This is a genomic window from Tenacibaculum ovolyticum DSM 18103, assembly GCF_000430545.1.
Lineage (GTDB): Bacteria > Bacteroidota > Bacteroidia > Flavobacteriales > Flavobacteriaceae > Polaribacter > Polaribacter ovolyticus.
The window spans coordinates 124,426-146,056 of the sequence record NZ_KE387166.1 but is presented as its reverse complement, the minus strand read 5'-3'; the positions used below and the strand labels follow the sequence as shown (position 1 = coordinate 146,056).

Genomic DNA, 21,631 nt, shown 5'->3' with positions numbered 1-21,631 from the left:
TTGACAAAACAGTTTATCATATCAGCACCCAATAGTAACGCAGGAAAAACCACCATTACCTTGGGATTATTGCGTTTATTCAAACGTAAAAACAAAACAATTCAACCTTTTAAAGTTGGACCAGATTATATAGACCCAAAGTTTCATGAATTGGCTTGCAATAAAGTTGGTGTGAATCTAGATTTATATATGATGTCTCAACAAGATATTGATACGAACCTATCTCATTACGGAGAAAAAGGTGACATTAATTGTATTGAAGGTGTTATGGGCTTATTTGATGGTGCTAAAAAAGACAAAGGTAGTACAGCTGAAATGGCTAAAAAACTACAAACTCCCGTTTTACTAGTAATTGATGCCAAAGCAGTTGCCTACTCTGTTGCACCACTTATACAGGGTTTTGTGAATTTTGATGCAACTATAAAAATAATGGGAGTTATTTTTAATCGTGTAGGTTCTAAAAGACATTATACCATGTTACAAGAAGCTTGCGAAGATATTGGTGTACAATGTTTTGGGTATTTATCAAATTTAAAAAACATTGAAATTCCTTCAAGACATCTTGGATTAAACATTCAAGAAATTGAGAAATTTGATAGTATTATTGATCTAATTGCTGACGAATTAGAAAAAACACTAGACTGGAATGCTATTTTAAAAGTTTCGAAAGAAGTAAACACTCCTCCTCCTTCAATACATAAAACAACGACTAAAAATATAACATTTGCTATCGCTAAAGATGAAGCTTTCAATTTTATATATCCTCACAATATAAATGCAATGAAACAACTGGGAAAAGTTATTTTCTTTAGCCCTATTCATGATACTGAAATTCCGAAATGTGATTTTATATTTCTTCCAGGAGGATATCCTGAAGCTTACTTAAAAGAACTTTCTACTAACACCTCAATGTTAGAAAGCATCAAAACATTCGCTGAGAATAATGGTCAAATTTATGCGGAGTGTGGCGGAATGATGTATTTAGGAAAATCAATTATATCTGAAAACAACACCGCTTTTAAAATGGTTAATTATTTTGATTTTGAATCGACCATAGTTGATAAAAAATTGCACTTAGGCTATAGAACAACCAAAACAAATAATCACATATTTAAAGGACATGAGTTTCATTATTCTAGTTTACAAAACGATAATGAAACTACTATAAATGCAACAGTTTTAAATGCCAGAGATGGTGAAACTGATACTAAAATTCATAAAAAAAATAAGGTAATAGCTTCTTATATCCACCACTATTTTGGTACACCTGAAATACTATTACAATTAATTAACGAATTAAAATAATAACGTATGAAAATTTACACAAGAAAAGGAGACAAAGGTAGTACTGGAGTTTTTGGAGGAAAAAGAGAATTTAAAAACTCAGCACGAATTGAATGTATCGGAACTTTAGATGAGGTAAATTCAACTATAGGATTAATGCGTTCTAAATTAGGTAACGACCACGAGTGGCAACCTAACCTACACCGTATTCAAAAAGATATGATGAATATGATGTCGCATTTAGCACGCCCTTCAGATTCTAAAAAAGTAAACCCAAATCCTGAACCTAAAGACGGTGCTGAATTTTGTGAACAATGGTTAGATGAAATGGAAGATAGTATCAGTTCTCCTTCTGACTATTTTTTACTACCTGGAGGAAATGAAATATCTGCACTTTGCCATGTTTGTAGAACGCAAGTAAGAAGAGGTGAACGACAACTGGTTACTTTAATGCAAGAAGATCCTGAGTGTGTACATGACTATATTATGAGTTACGTAAACCGTATGTCTGACTTATTCTTTACCATGGCTAGAGCCGAAATGGACAAACATGGTGTAGCCGAAGAAAAATGGAATCTTTTCTTATACAAGAGAAAGAAAAAAGCAGTTAAAAAATAACTCTGATTTTTCTGTTGAACTATTTAACAACCGTCAGTTCGAGTGATTTTTAAGAAGTGAAACGAAGTAAAAATTATATCGAGAACTATATAATAACTTCTCGATACAAAATTATTTTTCTCGCTGTTGCAAATAATTCCACTCGAAGTGACAAGGTAATAATCGAATAAAATTTAAAAAAGAATTATAATTATTAACACTGTCAGTTCGAGTGATTTTTAAGAAGTGGAACGAAGTAAAAATTATATCGAGAACCAAATAATAACTTCTCGATACAAAATTATTTTTCTCGCTGTTACAAATAATTTCACGCGAAGTGACAAAATAGGAACTAATAAAATTTAAAATAATGAATAAGAAAATACCAATTACCATAGTTACCGGATTTTTAGGTGTAGGAAAAACAACCCTAGTACATAACATGTTAAGAAATGCCAACGGAAAGCGTATTGCTGTATTGGTTAATGAATTTGGGGAAGTAGATGTAGATGGACAATTAATTGCTTCATCAGAATGTGGTGATGATGATTGTAATTTAGTACAATTACCTAATGGATGCATTTGCTGTACCGTACAGGAAGAGTTTTTACCTTCTATGCTACAATTATTAGAACGTAAAGAAGAGATTGACCATATTGTTATTGAAACTTCTGGTTTATCAATGCCAAAACCTTTAGTAAAAGCTGTTAACTGGCCAGATTTAAAACCTCATATAACTATAGATTCAGTGATTACAGTAGTAGATGCTGTTGGAATAGCTACTGGAGAAATTTGTGATAGAGAACGCGTGCAGGCACAACGTTTGGCTGATGATTCTTTAGACCATGAAACACCAATTGAAGAATTATTTTTAGATCAATTAGCCTGTGCTGATTTAGTTTTAGTTAGTAAAAGAGATTTAGTTGACGATGAAAAATTTTCAGCAATAACTAAAATAGTAACCGCTAAAGCAAGACCAAATACGAAAATTATACCTGTAGAAAACGGTACGTTAGATAATAGTTTATTGTTAGGTATTGAAGCTTCTGCAGAAGATGATGTAGATAATCGTCATTCTATTCACGAAGAGCACCATAAGTCAGGAAATCACCACCATCATAATGACGATATTAAAACTATTTTGTTAGAATATGCCGAAACAGCAGCTATTAAAACTTTAGTTACCGATTTAAAAGCATTGGTAGAAAAACACGAAATTTATAGGATTAAAGGTTTTGTAAACATTCCTAACAAACCTATGCGTATGGTTTTACAAGGTGTAGGTTCTCGTTTCGATTATTATTTTGAAAGACCTTGGGGAGCTAATGAAGAGCGTAAAACAAGTATCGTTGTTATTGGTAAAAATATAGAATTGACTGAAAAAAATGAAGTGATTACTCATATTCATTCGCATAGTCACGGGCATTCGCATTCTCATTAAGAGGTGTATAATTTGATTCATTTTTATAGAGATCAGTAGTTAACTATCATTAATTGCTTTTCTTTAAATAAGATGATATTTGAAAACTAATAAATACTTCTCGACTACGCTCGAGGAGACATTTTATTGTTCTCTGTTCGAGCATTACTTTTAATCGAATGATAATTTGATTGAAAGTAACAAACGAGTTTTGAAAACTATTAACTTGTTACAAATTAGGTTTAATAAAAATATAAAGCGTGCATTTAATTTCTACCATACCAGGCGGCTGGAACCCTAACGATGAAGGAGTGTTTTACATCGATCAATCTCCTGGAGACATTGTTTTTTTATCTTCGGCAGATTCTGATTTATTTATGATGAATAATGCCTACAAATTAGTACATAATTCTTTAGAAAATGCCCCCTCTTTTCGTTTTGCTAACCTTAGTTATTTTAAACAAGAGCTAACTATAGATACGTATGTTGATGAGGTTATTTCATCTGCCAAAATTGTTGTTCTTAAACTTTTGGGTGGTAAAGCCTATTATAATTATTTATGTGAAGCTGTAACTGATTGCTGTGAAGAAAACAACATTCAATTAGTATTTTTACCTGGTGATAATAAACCAGATTTAGAGTTAATGCAATCTTCTAACATTCCGTTAAAAGATGTAGACCTCATTTGGAAATACATTCAATCTGGTGGTATTGAAAATTGTAAATCAGCGTTGCAATTAATTAACAACCGAATTAGTGATTCAAAAGTAACTCCGAATGCTATTAAAACGATTCCCGATTTATTTTTATATCATCCTGAAGAAGGAATTTATACTACTTTAAAACCAAAAAGCACCCAAAAACAAGCCATCATTTTTGGGTACCGAAGCTACTATCTATCTAATAATTTAGCACCTATACATAGTCTTATTAGTGCATTAGAAACACAAGGTATTTCAGCTGTTGTTTTAATGGCTGCTGGCTATCGTGAACATGATATTCAGCAACAAATATTCGACTTACTAAAACAACATCATCTTAAAAATCCTCAAGTAATTATTAATACTACGGGATTTAGTGTGCAAGGGTTTCATGACACCACACAAAGTTTATTTGATGTATTTAATGTTCCCGTAATTCAAGCCATTATGGGAAGTTGTAATCATGAAAGTTGGTTAGAAGGTGATTTTGGCTTGCCTCCTACTGATATTGCAATGAATATTGCCCTACCAGAAGTGGATGGTAAAATTATCTCAAAAGTTATTTCTTTTAAAGAATCTATAGAAAAAGACACGTTAACAGATTCTGAGGTTGTTTCTTATGTACCACATATTGAAGGCTGCCAGTTTGTTGCTAAAATGGCAAAAGCTTGGATAAATCTTCAGAATAAAAATAATTCAGAAAAGAAAATCGCTTTAGTTTTACCAAATTATCCTAATAAAAATAGCCGTTTAGCAAATGGTGTTGGTTTAGATACTCCACAAAGTACCTTGCAAATATTAGCGCAATTAGCTGATGAAAATTACGAATTAGCTGCTAATTACCCCACAACAACTAACGAACTTATAAATAAATTAACCGATGCTGTTACCAATGATGTAGAAACTATAAATACTTTAAATGAGCGTAAAACAATTCGTTTAGAAGAAAGTGTTTTTTATGAATACTACAATCAATTATCTCCAACACTTCGAAATACTGTAGAGGCACAATGGGGGCAACCAAATGAATCTCCTAATTACAAAGGAGGCGCTTTTTTAATTCCCGGATTTATATCTAAAAATATATTTGTTAGTATTCAACCCAGCAGAGGTTATAATTTAGATTTACAAGCAAGTTATCATTCACCAGATTTACCCCCTCCTCCAGCCTATTTAGCCTATTATATTTGGTTACAATACAGTTTTAAAGCAGATGCTTTAGTACATATTGGAAAACATGGTAATTTAGAATGGTTACCAGGAAAAAGTGTTGCCTTAAGTGAAGAAACTTGTTTTCCTGCTGCTATTTTAGGTCCGATTCCTCATTTTTATCCTTTTATTATTAATGATCCAGGAGAAGGAACACAAGCTAAAAGAAGAAATCAAGCTATTATATTAGATCATTTAATTCCGCCAATGACACGAGCTGAGAATTATGGTGATTTACTAAAATTAGAGCTTTTAATTGATGAATTTTACGAATCGGCTTTAGTTGACAGAAAGCGTGCTACATTGATTAAAACTAAGATTGAAAATCTTGTAAATGAAACCCATCTAAAAACTGATTTAAATCAGGACGGAAAAGATATTGATGCATTACTAGAAGTAATTGATGGCTATTTATGTGAATTAAAAGAGTCTCAAATTAGAGGTGGTTTACATATTTTAGGAAAATTACCTAGACAAGAAAAATTAGTCGATTTAATTGTTGCTTTACATCGTTTACCACAAGGTAATTTAAAAGGAATTACACAATGTTTAGCGGATGATTTACAACTTAATTTTGACCCAATTAATGTTGTTTATTCTGATTCTTTTGACAAAGAGATTTTTGGTATTCATTGTAGAACCTACGGACAAGCAGTAGAATTACTGGAAAACAAAGCTAAAAATATCATCAGTCAATTGTTAGCTGGTAATAATGCTAGTAAAATTGGTGCTGATACAATACAAATTATAAAATACATACAACAACATACGATGCCTGTTTTACAAAAAACAAGCAATGAAATAGGTAATTTAATTAATGGTTTAAACGGGCAGTATGTTCCTCCTGGTGGTTCTGGTGCTCCAACACGAGGACGTTTAGATATTTTACCTACGGGAAGAAATTTTTATTCTGTTGATGTACGTACCGTTCCTTCTGAAACAGCGTATCAATTAGGTCAAAAAAGTGCGCAAAATATTATTGATCGTTATTTACAAGAAAATGGCGAATACCCTACTTCTATTGGTTTATCGGTTTGGGGAACGTCTACTATGCGAACTAGTGGCGATGATATTGCACAAGCTTTGGCATTAATTGGTGTAAAACCTGTTTGGCAAGGAAGCAACCGAAGAGTTAAAAATTTTAAAGTGCTTTCTACATTAGAACTTAAAAGACCTAGAGTTGATGTAATGCTGCGTATTTCTGGTTTTTTTAGAGATGCTTTTCCTGATTTAATTTCACTATTTAATGCTGCTATTGAAAAAGTAGCTTCCTTAGATGAAACTGCTGAACAAAACCCTATAAAAAAGCGTTTTGATGAAGAAAGAAAGCAATGGAAAGAAGAAGGGTTAGATGATAAACAAGCCAATGAACGAGCTTTATACCGTGTATTCGGATCGAAACCGGGAGCTTATGGTGCAGGTTTACAAGGTTTAATTGATGGCAAAAATTGGACTACTTCTGATGATTTAGCACAGGCTTATATTAATTGGAGTGGTTACGCATATGCTGGTAAAAATAACAGTGGGAAATCGGCTCATGAAACCTTTAAAAAGCGATTAGCGAATATTGAAGTGGTAATGCAAAACCAAGATAATAGAGAGCATGACATTTTAGATTCTGATGATTATTATCAATTTCAAGGAGGAATGACGGCTGCCGTAAACACCATAAAAGGATCGCAACCCGAAACTTATTTTGGAGATCATTCTCGCCCTGAGAATCCAAAGGTTAAATCTTTAAAAGAAGAACTGTTAAAAGTATTCCGATCTCGGGTAGTAAATCCTAAATGGATGCAAGGTATGCAAGAACACGGTTATAAAGGTGCTTTTGAAATGGCAGCAACAATGGATTATTTATTTGCCTACGATGCTACTACTAATTTGATTGAGGATTTTATGTACGAACAAATTACCGATAATTATTTGTTTGATGATGAAAATAAAGCTTTCATTGAAGAACACAATCCTTGGGCTTTAAAAGACATGTCTGAACGTATGTTAGAAGCTATTCAAAGAGGTCTGTGGGAAAATCCATCAGAAGAAACAATTGAATATTTAAAAGATATTTATAAAAATGCTGATGCTTTAACGGAATAAAACACTTATTAAATTAGCTTGGATATTGTGAGGTATTTTAATTGTGTTTTTTACTAAGACCTCACAGGTTTTTGAAACCTATGAGGTCGCCCTTTTATTGTCATTTCGAGCATTACTGAAGTAAAATGACAATTTTATTGAAAGTAGCAAACGAAGTTTACGAGAACAACTATTAAACTCTAAAAAATAGGTTTCGACTGCGCTCAACCAGACATTGCTCATGATATTCCAGTTAAACATAGCTAATTAGCCACTGACCCCAATTTTTCATGTACAGTTCTATTATCTTTTAAAAAAAACTGTACACGAAGCGACACACTTTCTTTGTACAGAAAAAAATACAGTAAAAAAATCTGTACAAGTGTTGTACAGATTTTCCTTGTTTTATAAGCAACTGTACAGTTATTTATTTAAACCTTGTTGAAATTAATAATTTTAAAAACAATAATTAAGTCTTTTAAATTAAAAATATTACTGTTTTATGGCTTTAATGCGAAAAATCACTCGCACGTTAAATATGAGTAGTATGAAACCTGAATTTCAGCGAATTTGTGGGATTAAAAAAGAGAACGAAATAAAATTCCACCTTTTTGGATATCAAAATTTTAAATTATATTATTTTTGTTACATTAAATTAAAAAAACTATGAAAAAAACTACTTTAATATTAAATCTGTTTCTACTTTTAGTTACAGTAACTTTTGCACAAACGAATATTTCAGGTGCAATTTCTTCAGATACAACTTGGAGTTTAGCTAATAGCCCTTATGTAGTAAACGGAAATACCATAGTAAATGAAGGTATAATACTTACTATTGAACCTGGAGTGATTGTTAAATTTGTGAATAGTACTGTATTAAAAATTGATGGTCAAATTAATGCTATTGGGAATACTAATGATAAAATTAAGTTTACTTCAGCTTCAGGAAACCCCCAAAATGGAGACTGGGGACATATTGCTTTAACAGACAAATCTAATGATGCTATTATTACTAACGGAGCATATGTTTCAGGATCAATATTTAATAACTGTATATTTGAATATGGAGGAGGTTTAAGCAAAGGTATCATAGCTATTGAAAATTCTTTTCATTATTTAAAAAATTGTATTATCCGAAATAGTTCATCTGATGGCGTAAATATTCAAAGTGGGTCTATTCATATAGATACCTCACAAATTTATAACAATACAAAAAACGGATTATTTCTAAACAGTTCTTCTACAAAAAATATTCAGATTGTAAACAATTCAATATATAATAATTCTGAAGGAGGAATTGAATTTGATGGCTATTTAAGTTCTTCTTTCATGTTTACGATACAAAAAAACTCAATAAGTAATAACAACGGTACAGGTGGAATTCATTTCGATAACACTCAAGATGCAACATTAGTAATAGAAGAAAACGATATTTTTAATAATAGTGCTAATAAAGGTGGAGCGTTTTATTGTAGAGGAGGTAATGTTACTTTTAGGTCTAATAATATTAGAAAAAATAATGGTAATACTAGTGCTGCAATTCATATTGAAGGTCGATTTAACCCTGGTAAATTATTATTATCCGGGAATTATTTCTATGACAACGTTGGAGGTTCGAGTATTATTTACATAAATTATTTTAATACAGGTTATACTACAGAAATTGATTTCAATAACAATATTATTGTTAATAACATTTCTTCAAACAACTTGATATACCTCAATGGTACAAGTAAAATAACCTTCAAAATTAATGCCAATGAAATTAAAGAAAATTCTACTTTGAATATAATTCAAACTGACAACAAGTTTCATGGAGAAATTAATCATAATAATTTTCACAATAATTCAGAACAAATAATTTTAAAAAACTCTAGTATTACTAATATTAATGCTGAAAATAACTATTGGGGTACAATTATTGAATCAGAAATCCAAAATAAAATATTCGACTGGACAGATAATGCAACTTATGGAATCGTAGATTACACATCTTTTTCAACGACATTAAATACCACAGCTAAAAATAATGTTGCACCAGTATTAGCTGATGCTACTATATCAACAGATGAAGATACCAATATTGATTTAACACTTACCGCAACTGATCCTGATAGTAGTCAAATTACGTATGCTTTAGTTTCTAATGGTTCGAATGGAACAGTAAGCATTGCTAACAATATAGCAACTTATACCCCTTCAGAAAACTTTAATGGTGCTGATAGTTTTACTTTAACTGCAAATGACGGTGAAGCTGATAGTAATGTTGCAACGGTATCAGTTACTGTTAATTCTATTAATGACAAGCCAGTTGCAAATAGTAACTCCATTATAGTTTACGAAGGAAATATTATAACCATTTTACAAAATGGAGAAACTTCTGTACTTTATAATGATACAGATATTGAAAATGATGCTTTAACAGCTATAATTGTATCTCCCACAAACTATGGTTCACTAACTTTAAACTCTGATGGAACTTTTTCTTACGAACATAATGGTTCAGACGCGGCATCAGATAGTTTTACTTACAAAACCAATGACGGTTTTTTAGATAGTAATACAGCAACGGTAAATATTACGATTAATCCCATTAATGATAATTTACCTACAGATATTCAGTTATCTAATAATTCTATTCAAGAAAATATATCTCAAACTTATATTGGACAGTTAACTGTGATAGATTTAGATTTACCTTCTGATAGTCATACATTTGAATTGGCAAATGGAATAGGTGATGATAATAATTCAAATTTTATTATAAATGATGAATATCTTTATTCTAACACTTCATTTGATTATGAAGCACAACAAACATTATCAATTCGTCTTAAAGTTATAGATGCTAATAATCAATCTTTTGAAAAATCATTTGTAATTAATGCAATCAACGTTAACGATATAAATATAACTTCTGAGATTACTAATTCTTATTGTTCAGCAGGTACAGGTACAGGTGTAATAAACATTACGAATGTTAACCAAACTTCTGGAACAATAATCTACAATTGGTCAGCAAGTAATGGTGGAGTAATATCTTCTAGTCAAGAAAATAGTCAAAATTTAACAAATCTACCTGATGGAACATATAACTTATCTATATCAGACGATAATTTCACTTATAATGAGAGCTTTGAAATATCTTTAATTCCACAATATAATAATTTAAGTATTTGCCGTGTATCAAGCGATGACTCTGAAGTAACAAAAAATAGAATTTATTTAAACAATCAAGGAAACTATAACGTAGCTTTCTATGAAATTTTAAGAGAAAGTAACGTAGCTAATGTTTATACTACCATTGGAACAATAGAGTCTATTGAAAATTCATTTTTAGATGATTCCTCAAATAACATTTCACAGTCCTATAATTATAAAGTTAGATTAATAGATAACTGTGGAATTACTTCTTCAAATTCAGATTTGCATAAAACTATGTTATTACAAAGTAGCATTGCAGTAGATGAAACTGTAAACTTAAATTGGTCTGATTATCAAGGAACAAGTTTTACAACATATAATATTTTTAGAAACAAAAACCAAGAAGGATTTCAAATGATTGGCTCAGTTTCAGCAAATAATAATTCATACAATGACACAACAGCAAATGCTGCAGATAATAATTATGAATACTATATATCTATTGAAGTTGATGCTTGTTTAAGCCAATCTGCAAGAAGAAAATCAAATAGTTCTACAGAAATAAAATCAAATCATCAGAATATAGGAAGTTCGCTTTCTTTGAATGATTTTATTAGCTTAAAAGAATTATCGATTTACCCGAATCCTACAAGTATTAATCTAAATATTAAATTAAGTACTGGTGTAACCTTAGTAAAAGGAGAAGTTTATAATATATTGGGGCAAATAATTATGGAAATTAGGGAAACAAAATTTTCAATAGAGAACCTTCCGTCATCAACATATTTCATTAAGATTTTCACTTCAAAAGGAACAAGTACTAGACGTTTCATTAAAAAATAAGAAATGAAAAAAACACACTAAAAGACAACAAAAAACTGAGGTAAAAACCAAGAAAACTCCTCATTAAATTTACACAATATTATTCTAGGCTCAAAATACTACTACTTGGTATTTTGAGCTTTTATTTTCTGTATAATTACTACTTATTTTTACAAAACTGAAACATAGGCTTCATCATAAGGTAAACCCGATTTTACAATAGCAAAACTTTGTTTGATTAACTTATTTGAAACAGCTATTAAAGCTAGTTTTTTGCTCTTTCCTTTGTTTACAATACGCACATAAATATATCTACATCCTTTATTATGTTTGCATGCATTAAAGGAACATAAAAACAAAAGATTTCGTAACTTTCTATTACCAAACTTTACTTATTCTCCTTCGACCTCTTACACTACTCCCTGACTCTCGTATTATAGCGTTTATACCAACATAACTACAAAGTTGTTTCAAGCTTTCAAACTTGGTAAAACCATCGGTGATTATAAGCATAAATAAAGCTGTTTTAAGTCCGATTCCTGGAATACTGGTTAATAATGTTAACTGTATCTGCTGCTCTTTTTTACTAGAGATAATAACCTTTCTTCAATTCCTTTTAACTCTTTATCTAAATGTTTTTTATCTCTTTTTAAAGAACGATAAACCCATTTTAATGGAATTCCTAAAACCTCCTCAATAATCGCGCAAGCATCTCGCTTGTGATATTTTTTACGCTAAATCACTATTTCAAAACCACATAGATTGTCATTTACAATAGTAATCGACCACTGTAATTACTCTTGACGTCACGAACAAGATGCTCGCGATAGCGTGAGAATAACAAAAACCTAAATTATATTATTACTCTATAAAACTATAGATATAAACTTTCTATAGAAGCTTTTTGCTTCCTTAGTTTTTGCTAAATTTACGCGTTCCCATATATAATATTTTCTACAAGCTATCTAAAAAGAGTATGATATACCCCATTAAAAATAACGAAACCATTACACAAAGTGAAAAGAATATTTGTATCCTTTTTAATGGTAGCATAACAATTGAAAATAATGGAAAAAACATTTCCATCCCTTCAAAAAGTTACTTCTTTTTTGATACTTCTTTTCAAATTATTGCTGCTGCACCTTATTTAGAAGGTTTTGTTATTAAGCTTAATTCTGATTTTTTAAAAACGTTTCCTGATATAGATGAACTATCTAAGAATATAAAAAATAATTTTGAATTTCATAAAATAAAAAACTTAGAAAGTAAAAAAAGTAAAATTCAATCTCTTTTAAATACTGATAGGAATAAACGACTTGTAGAAAGTTACACTCATGTTTTATGGAGTGAATTATTAACTGATTTTTCTAGCAACGAAACTACAAAGTCTACCATTGAGCAGTTTTCTGATTTAATAGATCAGAATATTGAACGAAATTATTGTGCAGGAACCTATGCTGAAATGCTAGGAATTCCATTAAAACACCTTATTAAAGAGGTTAAAAAAAATGAAAATAAAACACCTTGTACTTTTATTACTGAAAAAGTAATTGAAAAAGCTAAATACAAATTAATTCAAACCAATGATACTAGTAAAATGATTGCTTATCAATTAGGTTTTGAAGATCCTTATTATTTTATAAAGTATTTTAAAAAAAATACGACCCTCACTCCTACGCAATATAGAAATCAATATTCAAAAATAAGTTAAGCGGGAATTTTTTACATCTTTTATATTTTTTTTCCATTTCTATAAGCTTCCGTTTGATACATCTTTGTAGTATCAAATTAACACCTTAGAAATTAAAAAAATATAAAATGAGTCTATCTAAAATACTTGCTGATAAAAAAGCAACAAATGCACAGAATATTCCTGCTGATAAATGGGCTATTATGGAAAATAGCACTAATACCTTAAAACAGGATTCTCTTAGTAGAAAAGCCTTACAAAAAGGGCAATTATTGCCTAATTTTAAACTTCCTGATATTAATGAAAAGGTAGTTACCCTTAATAGCTTTGAAAATGACTTTTTAATAATTTCTTTTTATAGAGGTGGTTGGTGTCCTTTCTGTAATCTCGAATTAAAAGCATTACAAAATATACTACCACAATTAAAAGCACTGAATACGTCACTAATTGCAATTTCACCAGAAACACCTGACAATTCATTAACAACTTCAGAAAAAAACAAATTATCATTTAATGTATTAAGTGATATTAATAATGTGTACGCTAAACAATTAGGTTTAGTTTTTAAAATGCCTGAAGATTTACGAACGCTATACCATTCTTTTAATTTAAATGTAGATGTTCATAATGGTAATAAAGAATATGAATTACCAATGCCTGCAACTTATATTATAAACAAACAACGAGAAATTATCTACAGTTTTGTTCCTGAAGATTATACTGAAAGACTAGACCCTAAAAATATCGTTGATATTATAGAAGCAACAACAACTATTTAATTTTTTAAAAACATATATCATGAAAAAAATAATTTTAGTCGCATCAATAATTTTTGCAGCTATTACTGCTAATAGCCAAACATTTACTTTAAAAAGTAATGAAATGGGAGGCCAACTTACCAATAAGCAAGTATTTGCTGGATTTGGTTGCGAAGGAGAAAATATTTCACCTCAATTATTTTGGGAAAACGCACCAAAAGGAACAAAAAGTTTTGCTGTAACCGTTTATGACTCAAAAGCACCTACTGGTAGCGGATGGTGGCACTGGGTAGCTTTTAATATTCCTGCAAACACAAATGAATTAAAATCTAATGCAGGAAACCCTAAACTAAACTTAGCACCAAATGGAACTATTCAAAGTATAACAGATTTTGGTACCAAAGGATTTGGAGGGGCTTGCCCACCTAAAGGAAATGGAGAGCATCCATATATTTTTACTGTATATGCATTAAGTATTGATAAAATTAATCTTCCTTCAAGTACACCTGCTGCACAAGTAAACTACTTTATAAATGCAAATACAATCGGAAAAGCAACGATTGTTTCTTATTACAAACGATAAATTATTATAAAAAAGATTTTCTTTTCTAGCAAGTAAATAAAATCTTCTCTAATACAAATAACAATGAATAAGTATAGTATATTATTACTAATCTCATCTGCATTACTCTCTTGTAATACTTCTATAAAAAAAGAGAAAACAACACAAAAAGCAGTAAAAAAAATAGGAACATTAGAGGTTGTAGCTGAGATGAATATTAATCCTGGTAATGTAGCCGTTTCAAAAGAAGGTAGAATATTTAGTAGTATTCATCCTTTAAGGTCAAAAAAATTACAACTTGTAGAAATTACCAATAAAACAACATATATTCCTTTTCCTAATTTAGAAGTTCAATCAACATTAGAAAGTAAATCAGATGAAAAGCTAGATACGCCACTAGGAATAATATTTGACACTAAAAATCGCCTTTGGGTAATTGATATAGGGTTAAATATTGGAAAAACCAGATTATATGCTTACGATATTAACACTAGAAAGAAACTATTTCAATTTGATATTCCTCAAGAAATAGCTCCAAGTAATAGTTTTGTACAAGATTTAGCTGTTGATGATAAAAATGGTTTTGTATACCTAGCTGATTTTGGAAACCCTGGAATTATTGTTGTTAATATTAAAAAAAATACCTTTAGAAAAATTGTAGATCTTCCTAGTATGCAAGCCGAAAATATTGATATGATAATAGACGGAAAAGTGCAACAATTTATGGGGAAACCTGCTCGAATTGGATTAGATCCTATCACACTTTCTGCAGATAGAGAAACTTTATATTATGGAGCAATGAATGGTACTAAATGGTATCAAATACCAACAAGTACTATTCGTAATAATGATGAAGACCGTAAAATACTTAAGCTTATTTCAGTTGTAGGTAAGAAGCCTATTTCTGATGGTGCCGCTACAGATAATATTGGCAACCATTATTTTACTAATATTCAAAATTATAGTATTGATGTACTTCTAAAAAACGGAAAACTAAATACCTTAAAAAAAGATTCCCTTTTAAATTGGGCAGATAATATAGCAATACATAATAACTGGCTATATGTTGCAACAAATCAACTGCATAAGTCCCCCGCTTTCACTGGAAATATAGATAAATCAAAGACTCCCTTTCGAATTCTTAGATTAAAATATAAATAAAAAATCCAGTAGAGAGTATTGTAGCGGTTTAGGAACTAACCTAAACCGCTACTTTTAAATAAAAGGCTGTAAACAAACGACAACTTTTTTTTATTTACTCGCAACAAAAATTTCTTTTAATTGCCTCACCATATTTCCGTTTCCAGAAACAGAAATCTCTCCTACCTTATCTGCAATTTTCTCAACATATTCCATTTCTTTTAATTTGTATAACATCTCGTTATCTTCCATTAATTTAGCGGTATTTAACAAACTTCTGGTTGAAGCTGTTTCTTCTCTTCTCGTAATTATATTGGCCTGTGCCTTTTTCTGCGCAATTAAAACCTGATTCATAATCTCTTTCATATCTCCTGTTAAAATCACATCTCTAATTCCACAATTAATAATTTTTACACCTAAATCATCAGCTTTTTTTGAAACTTCATTAAACACAGCTGTTGCAATATTTTCTTTTTCTGCTAACAATTCATCTAAAGTATAGGTACCAACATACATTCTTAAAGCTAACTGCATTAAAATATATAATTGTTTTTCATAATCTTTATTTTCTAACAAGGCTTTTTCAATAGCAACTACTTTATATTGTGTATAAAAATTGATTCTAATAGTTGCTTTATCCTTAGTTAACAATTCTTGCCCTGCAATTTCTAATTGCAATTGCCTCATATCAGCTTTTGCAATCTTAATAGTCGTATCGTTTTTCCAAAATCTATAGGTTCCACCTGTTAAGGTTTTAGTATGCGTATCATTAACTAATAATATTGCTTTTTCATAAGCTGCAACTTCAAATAATCGAATGTATTTATTAAATTCATAGTTACTAAACAATGCTTTATCAATAGCTTCTGTAATATAAATCTTACTAACATCAATTTTTTGAAATTTTCTATTTACAACACCTTTCCAATAAACATGTCTTCCTGCTTGTAAAACCCTCGTAAAATTATCATTCTCATAAATAATAACCAATTCATTGTCTTTTACATTAATAACTTCAAGCATATCTACTAAAAGCGTATCTTTTAATAAAATTTCTATCGCAACAGCTGTATTAAACTCTTTTGTTAAATCATATATAATTACGTTTTGATTTAAAAATAACCAATGGCTTCCTTGTGTAATTACCTTTTGATAATCTCCATTTTTAAATACCAATCCTACTTTTCCTGTATTAATTCTTACTCTTTTCATTTTTTTAATTTTTAAATTCTGAAAATTTATTTTTATTAATTTCAGAATGATTTACTTTATATAATATTCTCTGTAACAGAGAAACATCTACTAATTTTAAAAACGATACGCTAAAATGCTTAACAAATAACGGAAGTGATTTATTTAAAATAAGCTTGAAATTTGTTTTTTAAAATGGATTGAATTCATAAATGAAAGCAACTGATTTATAAAAAGTCATTCCTTACTATTTTTAAAACTAAAAACTTCAAAGTTCTTTTTTAAGTGTTTATTAAAAAACCCATTTAGAACGTATCGTTTTATTTTTTAATAATCAGTTTTACAAGATGATTAGCTTAAGGGGCTTTACTCAAGCCAAGAGGTTGGACTCGAACCAACATGCCGTTAGGCTTACCATAATTACTAGAACCGAAATCTAGTGCATTCGACCGCTCTGCCATATCCTTTCGGATAGTGGGATTCGAACCCACGAACTTTTTCTACTGCATTAACCGACTGTGCTACATAACTTTCGTTATGGAAGGATTCGAACCTTCGTACATAGAGTGAGATTATTTTTTGGTAAATAATCGAAACCTTCAAGACTAGTTGCATATAAAAACCGAATACAAAAACTGTACGGATTTATACAATGGTGCTATACAGAAACACCCAACAAGACTTGCTTGATATTTTTAAATGTCATTGCGAGAGAAACGAAGCAATCTTTTCTTTTAAACTAACACTTACTTCATTTTACTACCTCATAACGACCTATTTATTTTAATTCATTTTTTTCTTTTTCTTAATAACACTACAAATATGCAACGCTATTACGCATTGTATTTGCGTAGTATAATTTAGTTTACTTTTTTTTCGTTTTTTTACCCTTTTTAGAAGGTTTACTTTTCTTTTTCTTTGGCATTTTTTCTTTAACTCTTTCTTTCTGCTCTTTTATAGTTGCCATAAATTCGGAATTAAAAGTGTGTTCTTTTGCTAGTTTAATAAAACTCAATGTTGTCTTATATTTTTTAAGTTGCTCATTTAAAACTGCCTTTTTAGAGTATAACAATGCTTTATCTGATCCTTTTACCGTTAATGCAAAATCAATAAAATCATCCGCTTCTTTTACATCTTCATTCCATAATAACACATTAATATAATGTGTATACACCTCGAAAGCATTGATATTTATTGCTAATACTTCTTTGTAATAACTAATAGCTTCGGTATACCTATACAATCTTTCAGCATATACTCTACCCATTAATGTTAATGCCATGGTATTTTTATCGTCGTATGATAAAGCATAATTTAAAGACTCCATTGTTTCTTCTAAATCATAGTGATATGAATCTAGCGCTTTAAAAACGTAATTATTTATACTATTTCCCATATTTTTATTTTAATGTTACTTCGAGTGAAATTATTTACAACAACGTGAAAAATAATTTTGTATCGAGAAGTTATTAATTGTTCTCGATACAATTTTTCTCCGTTTCACTACAAAAAATCACTCGAACTGACATATTTATTCTAATTGTTTTCTTAAATCAGTTTTTAACTGACTTCGTTTTGTTTTAAAAGATTTCTCTTTCTTTTTTTGCTTAAAATCGGAACCTGTAAATATTCTTACTGGGTTTCCTCTTTCTAAACTCAAATGGTTTTCCCATTCACTTTTTACAGTTTCTTTTAACTGATTAGTATTGTGTTCTCGAATCTTTTCTTTTAAGCGTAGTATCGCTATTTTTTTATTTTGATGTTGAGAACGGCTATCCATTACCAAAACTTGTACGCCTGTTGGTGTATGTTTTGCTCTTATTGCAGAACTAACCTTGTTTACATGTTGCCCACCTGCTCCTGAGCTTCGAATGGCTTGAAATTGAATTTCATTTTCATTGATTGTTTTTTCTTCAAATTGATGTAACTCATAACATCCAATAAACCAATTTTTACGTTTATGATATTTTCTAAATGTTGATGTGCCAATCCATTGAATTGAACCCAACCAATCGTTTAAAAACTCGGGAAGTTGTTTTCCTTTTAGTTCTATACTTACTGATTGTACCGTGCCATTTTCTATTCCGTTTTCTTTATGAAGTATTTGATATACAATCTTATTATGTATCAATTCTTTTAAAAATAGTTTTAACACTTTAGCTACTACCCAAGCACATTCTGCGGGACCTTTTGCTGCTGTTAATTGTATTATTTTAGTTTTCATTATTTCTTATTATTTATATGAATATCTTTACAAGTAAACTTGCGTTAGGGATTGAAGCATTTGTTTGAGCTCTTTTTTATTTTTCAAAAAAAGCGAGTGTGTAAAGCCCGACCTTTAGGTAACGCCCAAAAAATGTTACTTATCCATTCTAACAATTTTAGGTGTAAATGTTCCTAACACTTCAACCAATTCTTGTTGATTACTCATTACTTTTTTAATGCTTTTGTATGCCATTGGAGCTTCGTCTACTCCGCCACCAATAAGACTCACATCATTCATTTTTAATTGATGCTTAATTTCGCTTTTCGTGAATTTTTCTTTACACTTTTTACGAGAAAACAAACGTCCTGCACCGTGTGAAGCAGAATTTAAACTTTCGCTATTTCCTAAGCCTCTAACAATATATCCTGGCGCTGTCATAGAACCCGGAATAATACCTAACTGTCCTTTATTTGCAGGTGTTGCTCCTTTTCTATGCACAATTAGTTCTTGCCCATTTACTTGTTCTTTCCAAGCAAAGTTGTGATGATTCTCTATTTTAGCAATGGCTTTAGTACCTAATAATTTACCTATTCGTTTGTGAATATTATCGTGACAAGCCTTTGCATAATCTCCAGCCAAATTCATTGCCAACCAATATTCTTGTCCGTCATGCGTATTTAAATCTAACCAAGCCAAATGCTGTACATTTTTAGGAAGCGGACATTGTTTTGTTGCCAAATACGTGTAATGTTTAGCTATGTTAGCTCCAAAACCTCTACTTCCACTATGACTTAATAAGCCTACATATTCACCAATTGGTAAACCAAACTCATTATTCGCATCTGTAATATTTACAGTCCCAAACTCCACAAAATGGTTTCCTCCACCTGAGGTTCCTAATTGTTTGTAGGCTTTGGTTTTTAAACGTTTTAACAATGGAATATCATTAAATTCAGTACGTTCAAATATTTCATGATCGTGTTTTACCTTATGTGTTTCACGCATTCCGAATTTGGTGTGCTCTGACAAGATATTTTCTAATTGATGTCGTTTTCCTTTTAAGTACGATGCTTTTATCGGGTAAATTGTTAAACACATTCTACATCCAATATCTACTCCTACTCCGTACGGAATTACAGCATTTTCTGTTGCTAAAACTCCACCAATTGGTAAGCCATAACCTGCATGAGCATCAGGCATTAAAGCTCCTTGCACTGCTATTGGTAATTTTAAAGCATCATATAATTGATATTTTGCTAAGTCGTCAATTTCATTTTCTCCGTAAATTGTAAAGGGTGCTCTGGTATTTTTTAATTGATGAAAACGTACTTCTACGGGTTTTATTAATCCTTCAACTACTTTTCCCCAAATGGCATTTCCTTGAAACTTTTCGGGTGTTAATAACACTTCTTTTGCTTCTTCTAAAATGCGTTCTTTCTTTTCTTTTTTACGGTATCTGTTTATTTGACCTAAAGCGATATTGATACTATTGTTCTTTGGAAACCCTAATTTTATTAGGTCTTTTCCTTTTAATTTATTTCCCATGATTTAATTTTGAGATGTTTTTTCTACGGAAACCAATTTTTTAATTGGTTTCCTTTTAAAATTCCTACTTAGGCAGGAAAACTATAAACTTCGAAAAATCCCTTGGAAATAAACTCCATAAAAAAAGTCCGAAATTTTAAAACTTCGGACTTTTCATATATAATAGTGTTTGCTATGTATAGTGTGGAAAGTCGCGAAGTAAACAATAAAAAGAACCTAGTTCTCTTTGTATGTTTTTGTTGAATAGTGTATTAAACATTTACTTCGTTTTTAATTTTTATTGAAAGACCTTTATACTGTGCTTAAGGTAACATTTCAATAAGTATGTTTTGTGCTTTATTGCGATGCAAACTTATAACGTGTTTTTGAATTACACAAATAAATATAAATTTAATCACCTAAAAATCAATTGATTAAAAATAATTTAGACACTGTAATTCCTGTCCACTTTTTGTAGATTCTTTAACTAACTGATTCTTTGCTATGTACTTTTTGTACTACACGATTCAAATTGAGTTTCAGGTTTTAAATTTTTTCATAAAAAAAACGTCCAAAAATTAAATTTTGGACGTTTTTACTTTTTATGGTATAATTTTCTACCTAAAATACAACTCACAAAGTCGCATTTTTGCGTCCTGATATGTGATTTTTTGTATTGTCATAGGTTTAATTTTTAGTTTTTAATTAATTTATAAAATATAAATGAGCGTTTTAATGCTCTTTTTTGTTTTCTTTTAAGAATGCCTATGGCATTTATAGTATTTCTACCACTTTTCCATACACATTTTTTGTCCATCCGTTAATTCTCCCTCGGTTGTTACCTATTAACAATCCCCGTTTGTCATTTTTACCTTTTACAAGATGCGTAAAGCAGTTTCCACGTACTTTACAAAAAACAATGTCTCCTACTTCGCAATCTTCCCAAATAATAGGTTGTAACCGTACTGGTTGTTTCGATTTTAAAAGTGGTAACATAGAATTACCTGGTTCTTTTGATATAATGGTTTCACCATTATTTAATTTTTGAATTTTCCAATTCATATTTATTATATTTTATAAATTATGTAACGCAATATTGGGTTACATATCTCATAAACTATAAAAGAACCTTTTCAATGAACTGCTGCAAAGATGCGATAATTAATAGATTATCTCCAAATTTAATTTTCATGTGCTACAAAAAAAACATAAAACAGTTTAACAACATTTGTCGTTTAAAAAATAATAGGAGTAAGTTATAAGTATTTTAATGTCTGGATTATTATAGTTTCCTATCCTCTAAAAAA

General features: G+C 30.2%; 14 protein-coding genes and 1 pseudogene. 9 read left to right on the top strand and 6 right to left on the bottom strand.

Translation table 11 applies throughout. The annotated features are described in order from the left end of the window. The 5 genes from H518_RS20230 to H518_RS0118535 all read left to right on the top strand — a co-directional run bounded on the left by H518_RS20230 (position 1) and on the right by H518_RS0118535 (position 11,274). Positions 1-1,305 carry a cobyrinate a,c-diamide synthase gene (locus tag H518_RS20230; RefSeq protein WP_043707301.1) on the top strand — a complete coding sequence of 435 codons (1,305 nt, stop codon included), beginning with the start codon at positions 1-3 and terminating at the stop codon, positions 1,303-1,305. A gap of 6 nt (positions 1,306-1,311) precedes the next feature. Beyond that, positions 1,312-1,902: a cob(I)yrinic acid a,c-diamide adenosyltransferase gene (locus tag H518_RS0118555; protein WP_028890466.1), complete on the top strand. Its 591-nt coding sequence runs from the start codon at positions 1,312-1,314 to the stop codon at positions 1,900-1,902. A 349-nt stretch (positions 1,903-2,251) separates the two neighbouring features. Further along, entirely contained in the window at positions 2,252-3,322 is a 1,071-nt protein-coding gene (gene cobW / locus H518_RS0118550) for a cobalamin biosynthesis protein CobW (protein WP_028890465.1), read from the top strand. Positions 3,323-3,561: 239 nt separating this feature from the next. Next, positions 3,562-7,308 (top strand): cobaltochelatase subunit CobN, encoded by a 3,747-nt coding sequence (cobN, locus tag H518_RS0118545; RefSeq protein ID WP_028890464.1) that lies wholly within the window; start codon positions 3,562-3,564, stop codon positions 7,306-7,308. A 645-nt stretch (positions 7,309-7,953) separates the two neighbouring features. Continuing rightward, positions 7,954-11,274, top strand: a complete 3,321-nt coding sequence (locus H518_RS0118535; protein WP_028890463.1) for an Ig-like domain-containing protein — start codon at positions 7,954-7,956, stop codon at positions 11,272-11,274. A gap of 149 nt (positions 11,275-11,423) precedes the next feature. On the opposite strand, the pseudogene H518_RS20950 reads toward H518_RS0118535, so the two are convergent. Beyond that, positions 11,424-11,948: pseudogene (locus H518_RS20950) on the bottom strand (transposase); the annotation flags it as partial. A 281-nt stretch (positions 11,949-12,229) separates the two neighbouring features. On the opposite strand from H518_RS20950, the gene H518_RS0118530 reads away from it, so the two are divergent. The 4 genes from H518_RS0118530 to H518_RS20225 all read left to right on the top strand — a co-directional run bounded on the left by H518_RS0118530 (position 12,230) and on the right by H518_RS20225 (position 15,424). Beyond that, positions 12,230-12,964 carry a helix-turn-helix domain-containing protein gene (locus tag H518_RS0118530; protein WP_028890462.1) on the top strand — a complete coding sequence of 245 codons (735 nt, stop codon included), beginning with the start codon at positions 12,230-12,232 and terminating at the stop codon, positions 12,962-12,964. 107 nt (positions 12,965-13,071) lie between these two features. Beyond that, entirely contained in the window at positions 13,072-13,722 is a 651-nt protein-coding gene (locus tag H518_RS0118525; protein ID WP_028890461.1) for a peroxiredoxin-like family protein, read from the top strand. Between the two features lie 19 nt (positions 13,723-13,741). Then, a complete protein-coding gene (locus H518_RS0118520; protein WP_028890460.1) occupies positions 13,742-14,284 on the top strand; it encodes a YbhB/YbcL family Raf kinase inhibitor-like protein in 543 nt (180 codons plus the stop codon). Positions 14,285-14,347: 63 nt separating this feature from the next. Continuing rightward, complete coding sequence (locus H518_RS20225; RefSeq protein ID WP_043707299.1) at positions 14,348-15,424, top strand: L-dopachrome tautomerase-related protein; 1,077 nt, start codon at positions 14,348-14,350, stop codon at positions 15,422-15,424. A gap of 90 nt (positions 15,425-15,514) precedes the next feature. On the opposite strand, the gene H518_RS0118510 is transcribed toward H518_RS20225, so the two are convergent. The 5 genes from H518_RS0118510 to H518_RS0118490 all read right to left on the bottom strand — a co-directional run bounded on the left by H518_RS0118510 (position 15,515) and on the right by H518_RS0118490 (position 21,386). After that, positions 15,515-16,615 carry a slipin family protein gene (locus H518_RS0118510; RefSeq protein WP_028890459.1) on the bottom strand — a complete coding sequence of 367 codons (1,101 nt, stop codon included), beginning with the start codon at positions 16,613-16,615 and terminating at the stop codon, positions 15,515-15,517. A gap of 844 nt (positions 16,616-17,459) precedes the next feature. Further along, positions 17,460-17,990, bottom strand: coding sequence for a tetratricopeptide repeat protein (locus tag H518_RS0118505; protein WP_028890458.1), 531 nt, complete (start codon positions 17,988-17,990; stop codon positions 17,460-17,462). 135 nt (positions 17,991-18,125) lie between these two features. Beyond that, the gene (prfH, locus tag H518_RS0118500) at positions 18,126-18,818 is read right to left on the bottom strand and encodes a peptide chain release factor H (RefSeq protein ID WP_028890457.1); all 693 of its coding nucleotides are present in this window, start codon (positions 18,816-18,818) and stop codon (positions 18,126-18,128) included. Positions 18,819-18,953: 135 nt separating this feature from the next. Beyond that, positions 18,954-20,345, bottom strand: coding sequence for an RtcB family protein (locus H518_RS0118495; RefSeq protein ID WP_028890456.1), 1,392 nt, complete (start codon positions 20,343-20,345; stop codon positions 18,954-18,956). A gap of 753 nt (positions 20,346-21,098) precedes the next feature. Then, positions 21,099-21,386 (bottom strand): hypothetical protein, encoded by a 288-nt coding sequence (locus H518_RS0118490; protein WP_028890455.1) that lies wholly within the window; start codon positions 21,384-21,386, stop codon positions 21,099-21,101. Between the last annotated feature and the right edge of the window lie 245 nt (positions 21,387-21,631).

Coding starts and splice junctions, on each gene's coding strand:
- H518_RS0118555 (WP_028890466.1), top strand. CDS start 1,312: ATGAAAATTTACACAAGAAAAGGAGACAAAGGTAGTACTGGAGTTTTT.
- cobW (WP_028890465.1), top strand. CDS start 2,252: ATGAATAAGAAAATACCAATTACCATAGTTACCGGATTTTTAGGTGTA.
- H518_RS0118535 (WP_028890463.1), top strand. CDS start 7,954: ATGAAAAAAACTACTTTAATATTAAATCTGTTTCTACTTTTAGTTACA.
- H518_RS0118530 (WP_028890462.1), top strand. CDS start 12,230: ATGATATACCCCATTAAAAATAACGAAACCATTACACAAAGTGAAAAG.
- H518_RS0118525 (WP_028890461.1), top strand. CDS start 13,072: ATGAGTCTATCTAAAATACTTGCTGATAAAAAAGCAACAAATGCACAG.
- H518_RS0118520 (WP_028890460.1), top strand. CDS start 13,742: ATGAAAAAAATAATTTTAGTCGCATCAATAATTTTTGCAGCTATTACT.
- H518_RS20225 (WP_043707299.1), top strand. CDS start 14,348: ATGAATAAGTATAGTATATTATTACTAATCTCATCTGCATTACTCTCT.
- H518_RS0118510 (WP_028890459.1), bottom strand. CDS start 16,615: ATGAAAAGAGTAAGAATTAATACAGGAAAAGTAGGATTGGTATTTAAA.
- H518_RS0118505 (WP_028890458.1), bottom strand. CDS start 17,990: ATGGGAAATAGTATAAATAATTACGTTTTTAAAGCGCTAGATTCATAT.
- prfH (WP_028890457.1), bottom strand. CDS start 18,818: ATGAAAACTAAAATAATACAATTAACAGCAGCAAAAGGTCCCGCAGAA.
- H518_RS0118495 (WP_028890456.1), bottom strand. CDS start 20,345: ATGGGAAATAAATTAAAAGGAAAAGACCTAATAAAATTAGGGTTTCCA.
- H518_RS0118490 (WP_028890455.1), bottom strand. CDS start 21,386: ATGAATTGGAAAATTCAAAAATTAAATAATGGTGAAACCATTATATCA.